This is a genomic window from Caulobacter segnis ATCC 21756 (genome assembly GCF_000092285.1).
GTDB classification, from domain to species: domain Bacteria; phylum Pseudomonadota; class Alphaproteobacteria; order Caulobacterales; family Caulobacteraceae; genus Caulobacter; species Caulobacter segnis.
Genome location: NC_014100.1, coordinates 254,440 through 270,041 on the forward strand (window position 1 = coordinate 254,440; position 15,602 = coordinate 270,041).

Annotated in this window: 16 protein-coding genes and 1 pseudogene; 10 read left to right on the top strand and 7 right to left on the bottom strand. The window is 68.0% G+C overall.

The window, feature by feature from the left end; translation table 11 throughout:
- Positions 1-23: 23 nt before the first annotated feature.
- Together CSEG_RS01195 and CSEG_RS01200 are read right to left on the bottom strand one after the other, a co-directional pair.
- Entirely contained in the window at positions 24-659 is a 636-nt protein-coding gene (locus CSEG_RS01195; protein WP_013077426.1) for a LemA family protein, read from the bottom strand.
- 218 nt (positions 660-877) lie between these two features.
- Positions 878-2,171 (bottom strand): annotated as a pseudogene (locus CSEG_RS01200) (acyl-CoA dehydrogenase family protein).
- A gap of 330 nt (positions 2,172-2,501) precedes the next feature.
- Between CSEG_RS01200 and CSEG_RS01205 the strand changes: the two are divergent.
- The 10 genes from CSEG_RS01205 (at position 2,502) to sugE (ending at position 9,986) form a co-directional block, all read left to right on the top strand.
- A complete protein-coding gene (locus tag CSEG_RS01205; RefSeq protein ID WP_041538135.1) occupies positions 2,502-2,837 on the top strand; it encodes a CC_3452 family protein in 336 nt (111 codons plus the stop codon).
- A 153-nt stretch (positions 2,838-2,990) separates the two neighbouring features.
- A complete protein-coding gene (locus CSEG_RS01210) occupies positions 2,991-3,230 on the top strand; it encodes an acyl-CoA thioesterase domain-containing protein (protein ID WP_013077427.1) in 240 nt (79 codons plus the stop codon).
- Between the two features lie 180 nt (positions 3,231-3,410).
- Positions 3,411-3,965: a F0F1 ATP synthase subunit delta gene (locus CSEG_RS01215; RefSeq protein ID WP_041538136.1), complete on the top strand. Its 555-nt coding sequence runs from the start codon at positions 3,411-3,413 to the stop codon at positions 3,963-3,965.
- Between the two features lie 47 nt (positions 3,966-4,012).
- Positions 4,013-5,545, top strand: a complete 1,533-nt coding sequence (gene atpA, locus CSEG_RS01220) for a F0F1 ATP synthase subunit alpha (protein WP_013077429.1) — start codon at positions 4,013-4,015, stop codon at positions 5,543-5,545.
- A gap of 35 nt (positions 5,546-5,580) precedes the next feature.
- Positions 5,581-6,456 carry a F0F1 ATP synthase subunit gamma gene (locus CSEG_RS01225; protein WP_013077430.1) on the top strand — a complete coding sequence of 292 codons (876 nt, stop codon included), beginning with the start codon at positions 5,581-5,583 and terminating at the stop codon, positions 6,454-6,456.
- A 47-nt stretch (positions 6,457-6,503) separates the two neighbouring features.
- Complete coding sequence (gene atpD, locus CSEG_RS01230; RefSeq protein WP_013077431.1) at positions 6,504-8,114, top strand: F0F1 ATP synthase subunit beta; 1,611 nt, start codon at positions 6,504-6,506, stop codon at positions 8,112-8,114.
- Complete coding sequence (locus tag CSEG_RS01235) at positions 8,114-8,365, top strand: hypothetical protein (RefSeq protein ID WP_013077432.1); 252 nt, start codon at positions 8,114-8,116, stop codon at positions 8,363-8,365. Before atpD ends, CSEG_RS01235 begins: the two co-directional genes overlap by 1 nt.
- Positions 8,365-8,625 (top strand): ATP synthase F1 subunit epsilon, encoded by a 261-nt coding sequence (locus CSEG_RS01240; protein ID WP_013077433.1) that lies wholly within the window; start codon positions 8,365-8,367, stop codon positions 8,623-8,625. Before CSEG_RS01235 ends, CSEG_RS01240 begins: the two co-directional genes overlap by 1 nt.
- Before the next feature lie 159 nt (positions 8,626-8,784).
- Positions 8,785-9,549, top strand: coding sequence for a hypothetical protein (locus CSEG_RS01245; RefSeq protein WP_083778336.1), 765 nt, complete (start codon positions 8,785-8,787; stop codon positions 9,547-9,549).
- Between the two features lie 116 nt (positions 9,550-9,665).
- Entirely contained in the window at positions 9,666-9,986 is a 321-nt protein-coding gene (sugE, locus tag CSEG_RS01250) for a quaternary ammonium compound efflux SMR transporter SugE (RefSeq protein ID WP_013077435.1), read from the top strand.
- 6 nt (positions 9,987-9,992) lie between these two features.
- Here the strand turns inward: sugE and CSEG_RS01255 are convergent, their stop codons facing one another.
- The 5 genes from CSEG_RS01255 to CSEG_RS01275 form a co-directional block, all read right to left on the bottom strand.
- Positions 9,993-10,742, bottom strand: a complete 750-nt coding sequence (locus CSEG_RS01255; RefSeq protein ID WP_013077436.1) for an alpha/beta hydrolase — start codon at positions 10,740-10,742, stop codon at positions 9,993-9,995.
- 63 nt (positions 10,743-10,805) lie between these two features.
- Complete coding sequence (locus CSEG_RS01260) at positions 10,806-12,269, bottom strand: alpha/beta hydrolase (RefSeq protein ID WP_013077437.1); 1,464 nt, start codon at positions 12,267-12,269, stop codon at positions 10,806-10,808.
- 31 nt (positions 12,270-12,300) lie between these two features.
- On the bottom strand, positions 12,301-12,792 hold the full coding sequence (locus CSEG_RS01265; protein WP_013077438.1) for an RNA pyrophosphohydrolase: 492 nt from the start codon (positions 12,790-12,792) through the stop codon (positions 12,301-12,303).
- Between the two features lie 21 nt (positions 12,793-12,813).
- Entirely contained in the window at positions 12,814-13,995 is a 1,182-nt protein-coding gene (locus tag CSEG_RS01270) for a divergent polysaccharide deacetylase family protein (protein WP_013077439.1), read from the bottom strand.
- Between the two features lie 151 nt (positions 13,996-14,146).
- The gene (locus CSEG_RS01275) at positions 14,147-15,538 is read right to left on the bottom strand and encodes a S41 family peptidase (RefSeq protein ID WP_041538138.1); all 1,392 of its coding nucleotides are present in this window, start codon (positions 15,536-15,538) and stop codon (positions 14,147-14,149) included.
- Between the last annotated feature and the right edge of the window lie 64 nt (positions 15,539-15,602).

A 15,602-nucleotide genomic window follows, 5' to 3' on the forward strand; every position in this document is an offset into this window, starting at 1 on the left:
GGGCAGGGCGGAACCTTCGCAAGCTAGTTGGCCTTCGGCGGCGTCGCCGTCGGCGGGCTGGAGAAGTCCACCGTCGGCGCGCTCTGGGCGGCGGCCGAGGCCTGGAACAGCTGGGCCGGCTTCTGGCCGCTGTAGACGGTCTTGGCCCACAGGATGCTCGGGAAAGTGCGCAGGGTCGTGTTGTACTTCTGCGCGGCCTCGTTGTAGTCGCGCCGCGCGATGGTGATGCGGTTCTCGGTGCCTTCCAGCTGGCTCTGCAAGGCCAGGAAGTTCTGGTTCGACTTCAGGTCCGGATACTGTTCCTGAATGACCATCAGGCGGCCCAGCACGCCGGACAGCTGGTCCTGGGCGGCGGCGAACTTCTGGAACTGAACGGGGTCGGTGATGGTCGAGGCGTCGACCTTGACCTGGGTGGCGCTGGCGCGAGCCTGGGTGACGGCGGTCAGCACGTCCTTCTCCTGGGCGGCGTAGCCCTTCACCGTGGCGACCAGGTTCGGCACCAGGTCGGCGCGGCGCTGGTACTGGTTCTGCACCTCGGCCCAGGCGGCCTTGGTCGCTTCGTCCTGGGTGGGGATGGTGTTGATTCCGCAGCCGGCGAGGGTGGCCGGGATGGCGACGATCAGCGCCACGCGCGCGGCGTTACGGACGAGACGGTTCATTCAATCCTCCAGCAGTCCGCGCGGCGGACGGTCGATCGAAGCCAAGCGGGCGAGACCTTAACGCGCAAGTACGACGCGCGAACATGGCTGTTCGCGTACCCCTGTTAGATAGCGTGTCGTTTGACCTGCGTCAGGAGGCGCGGAATTAAACCTTGTCCATTTGGGCGTGAGGGCGGCAGCCGAAAGTGTAAGCGGTTTCGCCGCCCGCCGCCCGCCAACTATTGAAAGGCTTGTTTGCGCGGGCCGATGTAGCCGAAAAGCCAGGCGGCGACCTTGCGCATCTGGATCTCTTCCGCGCCTTCGGTGATCCGATAGCGGCGGTGGTGGCGGTAGATGTGCTCGAAGGCCTTGTGGCGCGAATAGCCGATGCCGCCGTGGATCTGCATCGCCCGGTCGGCGGCCTCGCAGCAAAGGCGGTTGGCCCAGTAGTTACACATCGAGACCTTGTCGGAGAGGCGCTTTTCCACCTCCGGCTTGGTCATCTGGTCCATTTCCCAGGCGGTCTTGCGGATCAGGAGGCGCAGCATCTCGACCTGGGTGGAGAGCTCGACGATCGGGAACTGGATGGCCTGGTTCTCGGCCAGGGCCTTGCCGAACGGCTTGCGGGCGCGCGCGTACTTGATGCTCTCTTCTATGCAGTAGGCCGCCGCGCCCAGGCTGGAGGCCGCCTGGCGGATACGGTTCTCGTGCACGAAGTGCTGGGCGAGGGCGAGGCCCCCGCCTTCGGGGCCGAACATGGCGCTGTCGGGAACCCAGACGTCCGTGAAGCTGACGCGCGGGTGGTCGGTCGGCATGTTGAAGGTCCAGAGATACTCCTCGATCTTCACGCCGGGCGCGTGGGCCGGGACCAGGAAGGCGGTGATGCCGCGCGCGTCGCCGTCCTGGCCGCTGGTGCGGGCGAAGAGGCAGCAGTGCGTGGCCACGTGCATGCCCGTGGTCCACATCTTCTCGCCGTCGATCCGCCAGCCGGGCTCGCCATGACGTTCCTCGCGGACCGCGCGGGTCTCCATGTGGGGTGGCGTCCGAGCCGTGGTCGGGCTCGGTCAGGCCAAACGTTGGGCGGAAGGCCCCGCGATCCAACATGTCCTCGATCAGGTGCTGCTGGTCGGGCCGGCCAAAGTCGCGGATCATCAGCACGAACGGATTGTTGCCGACGATCGAGTGCTCGTTCTGCAGGTCGTTGAACAGGCCAAGGCCCTTGGACGCTAGGTGCTCGCGGATCACCGCCATGCCAAGGTTGGTGCCGTCCTGGCCGCCGTAAGCCTTCGGCAGCGCATAGCGGTAGTGGCCGGCCTGGTCGGCCAGCTTGCGGGCCTTGGCCAGCAGCTCTTCCCACTCGTGGCGCGGCAGGCCGCCGGCGTCCCAGTCGGTGCGGGCCCATTCGCGGCGGTGGTCGAAGAAGCGCTGGTTGTCGTCGCGCGCCTGCAGCGGCGCGATTTCCTTCTCGATGAAGGCGTCCAGCTCCGCCAGATAGGCGGTCAGGTCCGGCGGCAGTCGGAAGTCCATGGCCAAGCCTCCCAAGCCCGTTCTTGTCGTTGGCCAGAAGAGTACGCCCGCCACGAGAGCCGCCAACCGTGCCCCTACGGAACGGATCGATCTTCGCCGTTTCCGCGCGCGGCTGGCCGAGGCCGACGGAAATTCGCGTTTTCCGCAAATGTCGAAGCGCGCACGAAAATCCGCTTGCGCAATTTGTAATCACTGTTATCTAAGCGATGCTTAGTTCGGATCCGAAGCACCGGTGGGGATACCGGCGCCTGTCATCCCCCGGCTCCGAGCGGCCAGTACGCGTTTCCACCGATCAACGATCTGACCGCAACTCCCCAAACGCTGGAGGGCTTTCTGATGAAGCTCCGCACCCTGGCGGCCGTCGCCGCCGTTTCCGTCTCCATGTTCGCCGGCTCCGCCTTCGCGGACGGCCGCATCGCCGCCGCCCTGGACGCGCCGGTCCCGGCCAAGACCAAGGTGGTCGCCGGCGGCGCCGTCTTTGTCTGCGAAGGCTCCGAATGCGTGTCGGCCCAAGCGCCGTCCCGCGCCCTGACCGCCGTCGCCTGTAAGGCGCTGGCCAAGGAAGTGGGTCGCGTCTCGGCCTTCGGGGGCGAAACGCGCTCCCTGGACGCCGACGACCTGACCCGCTGCAACGCCTCGGCCAAGGGCGCCGCCCTGGCCTCGGCCAAGTAGGGAGCGCGCCTGGCGCTCTTTATTCAGTACCCAGACGCTTTGGGCCGTTTGTTTCTCCGGCCCGTCTGGCTGTTTCCTCGAGCATTCGCCTTAATGGGGCGGCGGAGCTTTCCGCCGCCTCTTTTTCTAGTTCGACAGACGACGAGTAAGCCTATGGACACGAGCCTCTCCGCTCAGCTGGAAGCCGCTCTGCGAGACGTCGTGGGCGACGGCTCGGCCCTGACCTCGATGACGATCGACTTCGCGTCCGGGGCCGCGGATGGCGCGCTCGAACAAAAGGCTTGGGTCGAACGGGCCACCCGCAGCCTGGTCTTCGCCCAGGGCGAACTGAGGCGCCCTAACGGAAGTCTGGCGGCTTCGGCCTCGGCTGTATTCCGTCGCGCCGGCGACTGAACGCGCCCGCTTGGTTGCGACTGCGAAAAGCCCGTGTTATCAGGCGCGCGGCTTCGGACGGGGCGGCGTTTACGCGCCGGCCGTCCATGTGCTTTTTTCAAGCGCGCTCAAGCCTTTAAGCCGCGATAAGGGTTAACCTTCTTGTTCGCGGCTATTTGCAACGCACCGGGCGGATACCAAGTGGCGGACGAAACCAAGGCGACGGATGCGGGTCAGCGCTATGCGCAGTCCCTCTTCGAATTGACGATCGAAAACGGCTCCCTGCAAAAGGTCGAAGCCGATCTGAAGAGCCTGAAGGCGATGATCGCCGACAGCGCCGACCTGCGCCGCCTGATCGCCTCGCCCGCCTTCTCGGCCGAGGACAAGGGCAAGGGTCTGGTGGCCGTCGCCGTGAAGGCCGGCTTCGACATGCTGACCACGAAGTTCCTGGGCCTGGTGGCCGCGAACGGCCGCACGGGCGACCTGCTGGGCGCCATCTCGGCCTTCGTCGAGCTGTCGGCCAAGCACCGCGGCGTCGTCACCGCCGAGGTCGTCTCGGCCGCGCCGCTGTCGGCCGCGCAGTTGAAGGGCGTGCAGAGCGCCCTGGTCCAGGCCCTGGGCAAGACCCCCGAAGTTTCCACGCGCGTCGATCCGTCCCTGCTGGGCGGTCTGAAGGTGCGCGTCGGTTCCCGTCTCTTCGACGCTTCGCTCCGTTCGAAGCTCGATTCCCTGAAATTCGCCCTGAAGCGCGCCTGAGCGTATAAGCGCGCCAAAAGATTAGATCGCAGAGAGCCCTGAAGACCATGGACATCCGCGCCGCCGAAATCTCGGCCATCCTCAAGTCGCAGATCGCCAACTTCGGCGAGGAAGCCGCCGTCTCGGACGTCGGCCAGGTGCTGTCCGTCGGTGACGGCATCGCCCGCATCTACGGCCTGGACAACGTCCAAGCCGGCGAAATGCTGGAATTCCCGAAGGCCGGCGTGAAGGGCATGGCCCTGAACCTCGAGCGCGACAACGTCGGCGCCGTGATTTTCGGCCAGGACCAGGAAATCAAGGAAGGCGACGAAGTCCGTCGCCTCGGCGAGATCGTGGACGTGCCGGTCGGCCGTGGCCTGCTGGGCCGCGTCGTCAACCCGCTGGGCGAGCCGATCGACGGCAAGGGGCCGATCCAATACACCGAGCGTCGCCGCGTCGACGTGAAGGCCCCGGGCATCATCCCGCGGAAGTCGGTGCACGAGCCGGTGCAAACGGGCCTGAAGTCGATCGACACCCTGATCCCGGTCGGCCGCGGCCAGCGCGAGCTGATCATCGGTGACCGTCAGACCGGCAAGACCGCCGTCGCCATCGACACCATCCTGAACCAGAAGGCCGTGAACGCCGGCAAGGACGAGAGCGCCAAGCTCTACTGCGTCTACGTCGCCATCGGCCAGAAGCGCTCGACCGTCGCCCAGATCGTCAAGACCCTGGAAGAGCACGGCGCCCTGGAATACACGATCGTCGTCGTCGCCTCGGCCTCGGAGCCGGCGCCGCTGCAATACTTGGCCCCGTTCTCGGGCTGCGCCATGGGCGAGTGGTTCCGCGACAACGGCCTGCACGGCCTGATCATCTATGACGATCTGTCCAAGCAAGCCGTCGCCTACCGTCAGATGTCGCTGCTGCTGCGCCGCCCGCCGGGCCGCGAAGCCTATCCGGGCGACGTGTTCTACCTGCACTCGCGCCTGCTGGAACGCGCCGCGAAGCTGAACGAAGACAACGGTTCGGGCTCGCTGACGGCTCTGCCGATCATCGAAACCCAGGCCAACGACGTGTCGGCCTACATCCCGACCAACGTGATCTCGATCACCGACGGCCAGATCTTCCTGGAAACCGACCTGTTCTACCAAGGCATCCGTCCGGCCGTGAACGTCGGCATCTCGGTGTCGCGCGTCGGCTCGTCGGCCCAGATCAAGGCGATGAAGCAAGTCGCCGGCCCGATTAAGGGCGAACTGGCTCAGTACCGTGAAATGGCCGCCTTCGCGAAGTTCGGCTCGGACCTGGACGCCTCGACCCAGAAGATGCTGGCGCGCGGCGAACGCCTGACCGAGCTGCTGAAGCAGCCCCAGTACGCCCCGCAGGCGGTGGAAGAGCAGGTCTGCGTGATCTACGCCGGCACGCGCGGCTACCTGGACAAGATCCCGACCTCGGCCGTCCGCCGGTTCGAGACCGAGCTCCTGGCCCGCCTGCATAGCCAGCACAAGGATCTGCTGGACGGCATCCGCACCAAGAAGGCGCTCGACAAGGATCTGGAGAACACGCTGAAGAGCGCGCTCGACAGCTTCTCGGCGACCTTCGCTTAAGCCCCCTCGGAACCGCTCGGAGAGAGTAGCGCCGAATGGCCAGCTTGAAGGAAATGCGCAATCGGATCTCGAGCGTCAAGGCGACGCAAAAGATCACGAAAGCGATGCAGATGGTGGCGGCGGCCAAGCTGCGCCGGAGCCAGGACGCGGCTGAATCCGCCCGTCCTTACGCCCGGCGTCTTGCCAGCGTCATCGCCAATCTCGCCGCCGGCGTGTCCGGAGACGGCGCGCCGAAGCTCCTGGCCGGCACGGGCCGCGACGACCGCCACCTGGTGGTGGTCGCCGCCGCTGACCGCGGTCTGGCGGGCGGCTTCACCTCGTCGATCGTTCGCGCCGCGCGCCAGCACATCGACGGGCTGATCGCCCAGGGCAAGACCGTGCGGGTGATCTGCGTCGGCAAGAAGGTGACGGCGCAACTCGCCCGTCCCTACGCCGGCAAGATCGTCGAGACGTTCGACCTGTCTTCCTATCGCCAACTGACGCTGTCGGTGGCCCAGCCGATCGCCGACGTTGTCACCCGCGAATACGAAGCGGGCGAGACCGACGTGGTCACGCTGTTCTACAGCCGCTTCAAGTCGGTGGTGCAGCAGATCCCGACGGGCCTGCAACTGATCCCCGCCACGGTCGAGGGCGTCGAAGCCGCCTCGGGCCCGACGGCGGTCTACGAGTACGAGCCCTCGGAAGAGGCCATTCTCGAGACCCTGCTGCCGCGCAACCTGACGGTCCAGATCCTGTCGGCCCTGCTGGACAACATGGCCGGCTTCTACGCCAGCCAGATGACCGCCATGGACAACGCCACGCGCAACGCCGGCGACATGATCAAGCGCTACACCCTCGAATATAACCGTTCCCGCCAGGCCCAGATCACCAAGGAGCTGATCGAGATCATCTCCGGCGCCGAAGCCGTCTGATCTAGCCTAACGACACAAGCACGCAGAGATCGAAAGACCCGCACGCCATGGCCAAGACCCCCGCTGAAAAGCCGGCGACCGCCGCCGCCAAGAAGCCCGCCGCCCCCAAGGCCGCTGCTGCTCCGAAGGCCGCCGCCGCCGCCAAGGCTCCCGCCGCCGCCAAGAAGCCGGCCGCGCCTAAGGCCGCCGCCGCTTCGGCCAACACCGCCGTGAACCTGGACGGCGCCACCGGCCGCCTCGTGCAGATCATCGGCGCGGTCGTCGACATCGAGTTCGACGGCGCCCTTCCGGCGATCCTGAACGCCGTCGAGACCGTTAACACCGCCACCGGCCAGCGCCTGGTGTTCGAAGTCGCGCAGCACCTGGGCCAGAACACCGTCCGCGCCATCGCCATGGACGCCACCGAAGGTCTGGTCCGCGGTCAGCCGGTGCGCGACACCGGCGCTTCGATCCGCGTGCCGGTCGGTCCGGGCACCCTGGGCCGCATCATGAACGTCATCGGCGAGCCGATCGACGAACAAGGCCCGATCCGTTCGGACATCACCCGCACGATCCACCGTGACGCCCCGACCTTCGCCGAGCAGACCAACACGGCTGAAGTCCTGGTCACGGGCATCAAGGTCATCGACCTGATGTGCCCCTACACCAAGGGCGGCAAGATCGGCCTGTTCGGCGGCGCCGGCGTCGGCAAGACCGTGACGATGCAGGAACTGATCAACAACATCGCCAAGGCGTACGGCGGTTACTCGGTTCTGGCCGGCGTGGGCGAACGCACCCGCGAAGGCAACGACCTCTATCACGAGATGATCGAGTCGAACGTGAACGTCGACCCCAAGGCCAACAACGGCTCGACCGAAGGTTCGCGCTGCGCCCTGGTCTACGGCCAGATGAACGAACCCCCGGGCGCCCGCGCCCGCGTCGCCCTGACCGGCCTGTCGATCGCGGAATACTTCCGTGACGAGGAAGGCAAGGACGTGCTGCTGTTCGTCGACAACATCTTCCGCTTCACCCAAGCCGGCGCCGAAGTGTCGGCTCTGCTGGGCCGCATCCCCTCGGCCGTGGGCTACCAGCCCACCCTGGCCACCGAGATGGGCAACCTGCAGGAGCGCATCACCTCGACGAACAAGGGCTCGATCACCTCGGTTCAAGCCATCTACGTCCCCGCCGACGACTTGACCGACCCGGCTCCGGCCACCTCGTTCGCCCACTTGGACGCCACCACCGTTCTGTCGCGTGACATCGCGGCCCAGGCCATCTTCCCGGCCGTGGACCCGCTGGACTCGACCTCGCGGATCATGGACCCGCTGGTCATCGGCGAGGAGCACTACACGGTGGCTCGCCGCGTCCAGGAAGTGCTGCAGCAGTACAAGGCCCTGAAGGACATCATCGCCATCCTGGGCATGGACGAGCTGTCGGAAGAGGACAAGCTGGTCGTGTCGCGCGCCCGCAAGATCTCGCGCTTCCTGAGCCAGCCCTTCCACGTCGCCGAGCAGTTCACCAACACGCCGGGCGCCTTCGTCCAGCTGAAGGACACGATCCGCTCGTTCAAGGGCATCGTCGACGGCGAGTACGACCACCTGCCGGAAGGCGCCTTCTACATGGTCGGTCCGATCGAGGAAGCCGTGGCCAAGGCCGAGAAGATGGCGGCGGAAGCCTAATGACCGAAGACGCCGATCTGGGTCACTTCTGCTGCGATGAGCTGGCTGAAGCCGTGTCCCCGGACACGACCGCCAGCCTCATCGAGCACGACAGCGGCCTGATCCTGCTGAATCTCGGCGAACGCGAGGAAGAGGGCGAGACGGGCCTGGTGCTGGCCACCATCCGCTTCTGCCCCTTCTGCGGGACCGAGATCCAGACCGACGAGGATATCGAGGCCGCGCTTGGCGGCGTCGAGGAGACTTTCAACTGATGGCCAAGCTGCACTTTTCCCTGGTCGCCCCCGAGCGCGAACTGTTCTCGGGCGAGGTGGACATGGTCCAGGCCCCCGGCGCGGAAGGCGACTTCGGCGTCCTGGCCAACCACGCCCCGTTCATGACCACCCTGCGCGAAGGCAAGGTGACCGTGAAGGACGGCGCGACGACCAAGGTGTTCGACATCCAGGGCGGCTTCGCGGACGTCGGTCCCGACGGCCTGACCATCCTGGCCGAACACGCTGTCGAAGCGGCCTGATCGCTTAGGTTTCTTGAGTTCGAAGACGCCCTCGTTCCTGGTGATCGAGGGCGTTTTCATGAGCGCTCCGGCGTCGGGCGCGAAAAAATTACACTTGTGACCCAATCTCCGCCGCATTCGGTAGCCATAAGGGTTGCGAGGGATCGTCTGTCGGTTTTAATGCCGACCTCTCGTTCAGTTGGGGATATCCAGCCTATGCGCCTTGCGCTCGTCAGCCTGATCGCACCCGTTCTCGTGATGGGGGGCGCGGTCGCTTCCACCGCCGTCGCCCAGGAACAAACCGCCGCTCCGGCCCCGGCCGCCGCGCCCGCTCAGGCTCCCGCCGCCCAAGCCGCGCCGGCCGAGCAAGCCGCGCCGACGACGGCTCCGGCTGACCAGGCGGCGCCGCCCGTCGCGGCTCCGGCCGCCGCCGCGCCGGCCGAGACCTACACCGCGCCGGTGCGTGGACCGAAGACCACGGACGCCGTGACCCTGAGGCTGCTGGACGTGCTGGACAAGGTCTGCAAGCCGCAAGTCGCCGGTGGCGATTTCGCTCAGCTGGTCAAGGACTACGGCTTCAAGAAGAAGAAGGAGCAGTGGGTCCTCGACCTGGGCAAGCCCTTCAACATCACGCTGGATAACCCGGGCTCGAACAAGAACATCTGCACGGTCACCATCGACTACGCGCAGACCCCGGAACAGGCTCAGGAGCTGGCCAACGGCCTGCACGACTGGGCGACCTGGGAGAACAGCCCGCAGCTGCGCCTGATCCGCAACGACCAGACGATCGGCAGCGACTTCCGCCGCTTCACCGTGTCGTGGGACGACAACTGGGCCGGCGGTCACGCGGGCCTCGTGTATGTGCGCCTGAAGAAGCTGGACGAGACCTCGGTCGGCAAGAACTTCGAACGCGCCCAGATCCTGTACAGCACCAACAGCCGCTGATCGGGTTCGGGTTGCCCCGCCTTCCGGGCGGACCTATTTAGCGAAGGCGCGGGGACGACCCCGCGCCTTTTTGCTTTTCCGGGGACGACCCCGCCTTTTTGAAGAAAGGGCTCGTCGTGGCCTGGATCATTCTCCTGATCGCCGGACTGTTCGAAGTGGGCTGGGCCGTGGGGCTGAAGTTCACGGAAGGCTTCACCAAGCCGATCCCGATCGTCCTGACGGCCATCAGCCTCCTCCTGTCGATGGGGCTCCTGGGCTGGTCTGTGAAGACCCTGCCGCTCGGCACCGCCTACGCCGTCTGGACGGGCGTGGGGGCCGTGGGGACCGCCGTGGTCGGAATCGTCTTGTTCAAGGAGCCGGCCACCGCCGCGCGTCTGGCGTGCCTTTGCCTGATCGTGGCGGGAATCCTGGGGCTGAAGGTGTTCAGCCCGCAGTGAGGCCGTTCAGGCCGCCGCCCGGTCCTCGGACGCGATGAATTCGAGACACCGGCCGGCCACCTGCTCCCAGCCCGGTTCGCCCGGCAGCCAATGGCTCATCTCCGGAAACACCTCCAGGAGGCCGCCCAGTCGCGCGACCGTCTGACGGACGGTGGAGGGCGGGTGCACGACGTCCTTGCCGCCGGCGATGGCTAGGACGGGGCAGCCGGGCGCGGCCACGCTGGTGGTCATGAAGGGGTCCAGCCACCAGTTGAGCGTCTCCCACAGCGCGCGACCGCTCTCGGCGGTCATGCGGGCGAAGATCGCCTTTCGGGCGGGGCGGGGCAGGCGGTCGACGCTGTAGCGGCGCACGACGCCATAGTCAGGTGCAACGGCCTGAAGCCAGTAGGGGCCGAGAGCGTAGAGGCTGACGGCCGACGCCGCCTCCTCGAGACTGGCGCCGCTGACGCCCCACGGCGCGGAGGGGGCCAGCAGGATCAGCTTGGAAACGCGCGTGCGCGCGGCGGCCATCTGGGCGACGAGGCCGCCCATCGAGTGCCCGATGAGAATGGGGGGCGTTTCGCAGGCCTCGGCGAGCCCGGCGATCTGCCGGGCGTAGTCGGTCATAGACACGCCGGCGACGCCGCCGGACCCGTCGTGGCCGATCAGGTCGGGCGTCAGAACCGCGTGGCCGGCGGCCTCGAACGGCGCGCGGAACGCGTCGAAGGTCCAGCCGCCGCAGAAGGCCCCGTGGACCATGATAACCGGTGCGCGCATGGACGCCCTTAAACCCGACTGAACCCCGCCGACCAGCTTGGCCGGCGGGGCAGAGTACACGGTCTACTTCGACTTGGGCGAGCTTTTGGCGGGCGCCTTTGTCGCAGGCTTCTTAGCGGCCGGAGCCTTCGCGGCGGCGGGCTTCGCCGCCGCGGGCTTGGGCGTGGCGGCCTTGGCGGCCGGGGCCTTAGCCGCAGGGGCTTTCTTGACGACCGCGGGCTTGGCGGCGGCGGGCTTCGCGGGAGCCTTGGCCGTCGCGGGCTTGGCGGCGGGCTTCGGAGCCGCGGCCTTCGGGGCCGCCGGCTTGGCCGGAGCTTTCGCCGCCGTGGGCTTGGCCGCGGGCTTGGCGGCCGCCTTGGCCGGAGCCTTGGTCGCGGCGGGCTTGGCGGCCGGGGCCGGCTTGGTCTTCGCGGGAGCCTTGGCCGGCGCGGCGGCCTTCGGAGCCGCCGCGGCCTTCGGCGCGGGCGCGGCCTTCGCCTTAGCAGCAGGGGCCTTGGCGGCCGGCGCCTTGGCCGGCGCGGCGGCCTTTTTCGGCGCCGCCGCCGCCTTCGGCTTCGCGGCGGCCTTCGGAGCCGCTGCGGCCTTCGGCGCGGCGGTCGCCGCCGGGGCGGGCTTGGGCGCCGGCGCTGGGGTCGGCGCGGGAGCGGGAGCCGGAGCGGGCGCGGGAGCCGGCGGGGGCTCGGCCGCCTTCACGGGCGCGGGCGCCGGGGTCGGGGCTTTCGCGGGCGTCGGGGCGGGCGTGGCGGCCGGCGTTTGCTTCTTGCCGCCCAGCCAGGCGATCAGGTCGTCGAGGATCTTCATCGTGTTTGGCTCATCTATTAGATAGTGGGCGTTGTTGGGGTACTCGCGATACTCGGCGCCGGCGTACTTCTTGCCGACGAGACGCACGTCCTCGACGGGTGTCGTGCGGTCCAGCGCGCCCGCCATGACCAGCATCGGCGCGGTGACCTTGCTGGCGTCGACATGGGCGGCCTTGTTGGGGTCCTTGGCGGGGTAGGCCAGATCGGCCAGAACCTGTCCGCTGTCGTAGACCATGGTGGCGTAGAGGGCGTCGTGGCGTTCCGGTGGCACGACGTTGGCGACGCCGAACTTGAAGCCGGTCTTCCACATCTTGCCGGCCTTGGTCTCGGGCTTGCCCGCCAGGACCAGGTTCAGGAACGTGAAGACGGGGGTGAGCTTGGGCTTGCCGCGCGCATCGGCGGGCGACGCCGGCGCGAACAGCACGACGGCCGAGGCCTGCCCCGCCTCGGCGACCTTCTGAGCGATCAGGCCGCCCATCGAGTGGCCGATCACGATCGGCTTCTTGCCGGTCTCGCGGGCCAGGGTCTGAGCATAGGCGATCATTTCGGCGACATAGTCGGCCAGGGTGAGGCCCGCGACGCCCGCTCGGGGGCCGTCGACGGTGCGCACCGCCGCCCGGATCGTGGGCGCCTCGACGCGATAGCCCTCGGCGCGCAGACGCGCGGCCACCGGGCCCCAGACATCGCCGGCGCAGCCGTAGCCGTGAATCAACAGAACTGTATCCACCACCGTTCTCCCCCGCGCGACGGACCCGAACTCAAGCCCTTCGCGCGAACCCCGCGAACGCGGCGACGACTGCTTCGTAGACGCCACGCTTGAAGGGTACGATCAGTTCGGGTGCTTCGTCGAGCCTACCCCATCGCCAGGCGTCGAACTCGATGTGTTCATCAGCCTCCAGATCGATCTCCGACTCGCTTCCGGTGAAGCGATAGGCGAACCAGACCTGCTTTTGACCAAGCCAGCCGCGCGAGGATTTGGGATCGGCCAGAACGTCGGGCGGAAAGTCGTAGGTGATCCAGCCGGGCGTGCGTCCCAGGAGCGTCACGGACGTTACGCCGGTCTCCTCGGCGAGCTCGCGTCGCGCGGCCGCCTCGAGGTCCTCGCCGTCGTCGACGCCGCCTTGCGGGAACTGCCAATTGTACGGCGGCGCCTGCTTGTGGCGACGGCCCAGCCAGACACGGCCATCCGGATGGAACAGGACAACGCCGACGTTTGGGCGATGGCGCGGGTAATCGGGCTCTGCAGTCATGAGAGCCTTATTCCATAAGGCTTAGCGATGGGCGAGGGCCGAGGCCGGCGCCAGCTGCAGGCCGCGCGCCTGCAGGCCGGCGGCCCAGAGCCGCACCTGGTTGATAGTCACCGGATAGGCGAAGCCCGACCCCAGGGACTGTCCGCGGGCGGAGGCGCCGTTCTCGAGGGCGCGGAGCTGGGCGTCGATCGCGCTGGCCGACAGCTCGTCGTCGATGACCCGGTCGGCCGAGGCGCGGGGGATCGGCCCGCTCCGACGCGCGGCGAGGCCGTCGTCGATGAAGGCCAGGCCCCGGGTCTTCAGCACCGTATTGAACGTCGCCATCGCCTGATCATTGTCGACGAAGCGTGCGCCCAGATAGTTCGCCAGGCCGAAGTAGCCGGTGGCCCGCGACATCAGCCATTCCAGCTTGCGGACGGTGTCCTCGGGGCGGTTGGCGGCGATCAGGGTGTAGGGGCCAGGGTCGTTGGCCGGATAGTCCGCCGGCTCCATCGGCGTTTCCAGCAGCACCTCGTGGCCGTGCTCGCGGGCCAGGTCGATCCAGCCTTGAAGGCCCTCGGCGTAGGGCGCGAACGACAGGGTGATCTCGGCGGGCAGGGTCTCGATCGCCGCGCGGGTGGTCTGGGCGTTGAGGCCAAGGCCCCCGATCACGACCGAGACCTTGGGGCGCCCGTTCGGCGTGAAGGGGCGGGCGTAGGCGTCCGCGGCGGTGCGGCCGTCCGGGGCGATGATCGGCAGCGGCGCGCCGCCGGGACCCGGCGCGGTCAGGCCGGCGATCGGCGCTTGAGGCAGGCCGGGGCCCTGCTGGACGGGCGGTGGCGGCTGTTCGCCCTCGAAGGCGGGCTTCTCGCCCGCCTCGGCGCCGGCGGCCGGGAAGGGCGCGCGGGAGAGCTGGAGTTCGCTGGGCTTCAGCGGGGCCTCGTGCGGGCTCTCCGCGGTGAGCGCCTCGCGCCAGCCCTCGGGCGCATTCTTGGTGGCGCCGATCTTGGTGAGTTCGAGCCGGACGACCGGATTGCCCGCGTGCGGATCGCTGGTCACCAGGACCAGGGTCGCCAGCGAAGCCAGGAACAGGCAAGCCGCGCCGCCGGCGCCGATATAGGGGTTGGCCAGCGCCGCGCCCAGCTTTCCGCGCAGCACGGCCGAGCCGCCAGACGCGGGCTTGGCGGCGGCGTAGGCGGGCTTGCGGGAAAACGTGACGGCCATCGCCTCGCAGGCTAAGCGCAAGGGCCGAAGAGATGGTTAACAAGGCGTCGCCAGCGGGCGCGCCGCGCGCGACGGGACGCCGCATCGGCCCACGAAAACGCCGCCTGGCGCAGGGCGAGGCGGCGTTCCGGTCAGCGATGGCCGCTGTGGTCTATTTCTTCTCGGGGACGGGCGCCTTGCCCGCCGCCGCGGCCGCCTTTGCGGTGACCTCGGCGATCTTGGCGGCCGGCTTGGGCAGCTTGGGCGTGTTCGCGACGCCGCCGGCCTTGAGGACGGCCAGGGCGCGCTCCAGCTGGAAGTCGCCCTTCTTGTCGTCGAAGCCCGTGGGCGGAGCCTCGGCCGGCGCGTGCGGCGCGATCCGGGTCTTGCCCTCGTCGCCGTTCAGCGCGTTCTTGAAGCTGGCCTCGCTGAACCAGACGCGGTTGGCGATGTCCTGGGCCTGGTCGCGGGTCTGGGCGACTTCCAGGTCCGGGGCGATGCCGGTCTTCTGGATCGAGCGGCCCGACGGCGTGAAGTAGCGCGCCGTGGTCAGCTTCAGGGCGCCATCCGCGCCGCCGCGCAGCGGGATCACGGTCTGCACCGATCCCTTGCCGAAGCTGGTCAGGCCGACGAGCTCGGCGCGGTGACGATCCTGCAGGGCGCCGGCGACAATCTCCGCCGCCGAGGCCGAGCCCTGGTTGATCAGCACCACCATCGGCAGGCCGTTCAGCACGTCACCAGCCCTGGCGTTGTAGCGCTGGATGTTGCGCGGATCGCGGCCGCGCTGGCTGACCACCTCGCCGCCGTCCAGGAACACGTCGGCCACGCCGACCGCTTGGTCGAGCAGGCCGCCCGGATTGTTGCGAAGATCCAGGATCAGACCCTTCATCTTCGGGTTCTTGGTCTTCAGCTCATTGATCGAGCTGACCAGGGCGTCGGTGGCCTTCTCGTTGAAGCCGGGCAGGCGGACATAGCCAAAGTCGCCTTCCATGCGGGCGATGGCGGCCTTGGGCTTGATGATCTCGCGGATCAGCTTGACGTCGAACGGGTCGTTCTTGTCGCGGGCGATCGTCAGGGTGACCGGCTCGCCGGCCGCGCCGCGCATCTGCTTGACCGCTTCGTTGACGGTCAGGCCCAGAACGCTCTGGCCATTGACCGCGGTGATGTAGTCGCCCGCCTGGACGCCGGCGCGCGAGGCAGGCGTGCCATCCATCGGCGAGATCACCTTGACCACGCCGTCCTCGCTGGTGACTTCCAGGCCCAGGCCGCCGTACTCGCCGCGGGTGGTGTCCTGCATGTCCTCGTAGCTGTCGGGCGACAGGTAGCCCGAGTGCGGGTCGAGGCTGGTCAGCATGCCGTCGAGGGCCGCCTCGATCAGCTTCTTGTCGTCGACCTCGGTGACGTACTGGTCCTCGACCGTGCCCAGCACGTCGCCGAACAGCTCCAGCAGCTTGTAGGTCTTGGTCTTCGGCGCGTTGTTCGCCTGTGCGATGGGGCTGATATAGGCCATGGTCCCCGCGCCGAGGACGAAGGCGGAAACGCCGATGAGCAGATACTTGCGCATTAAGGCCCAGAAGGCTCCCTGGCGACGCGCGGCGTCGCAAACCAATTATAGCCCCGTCCAACCC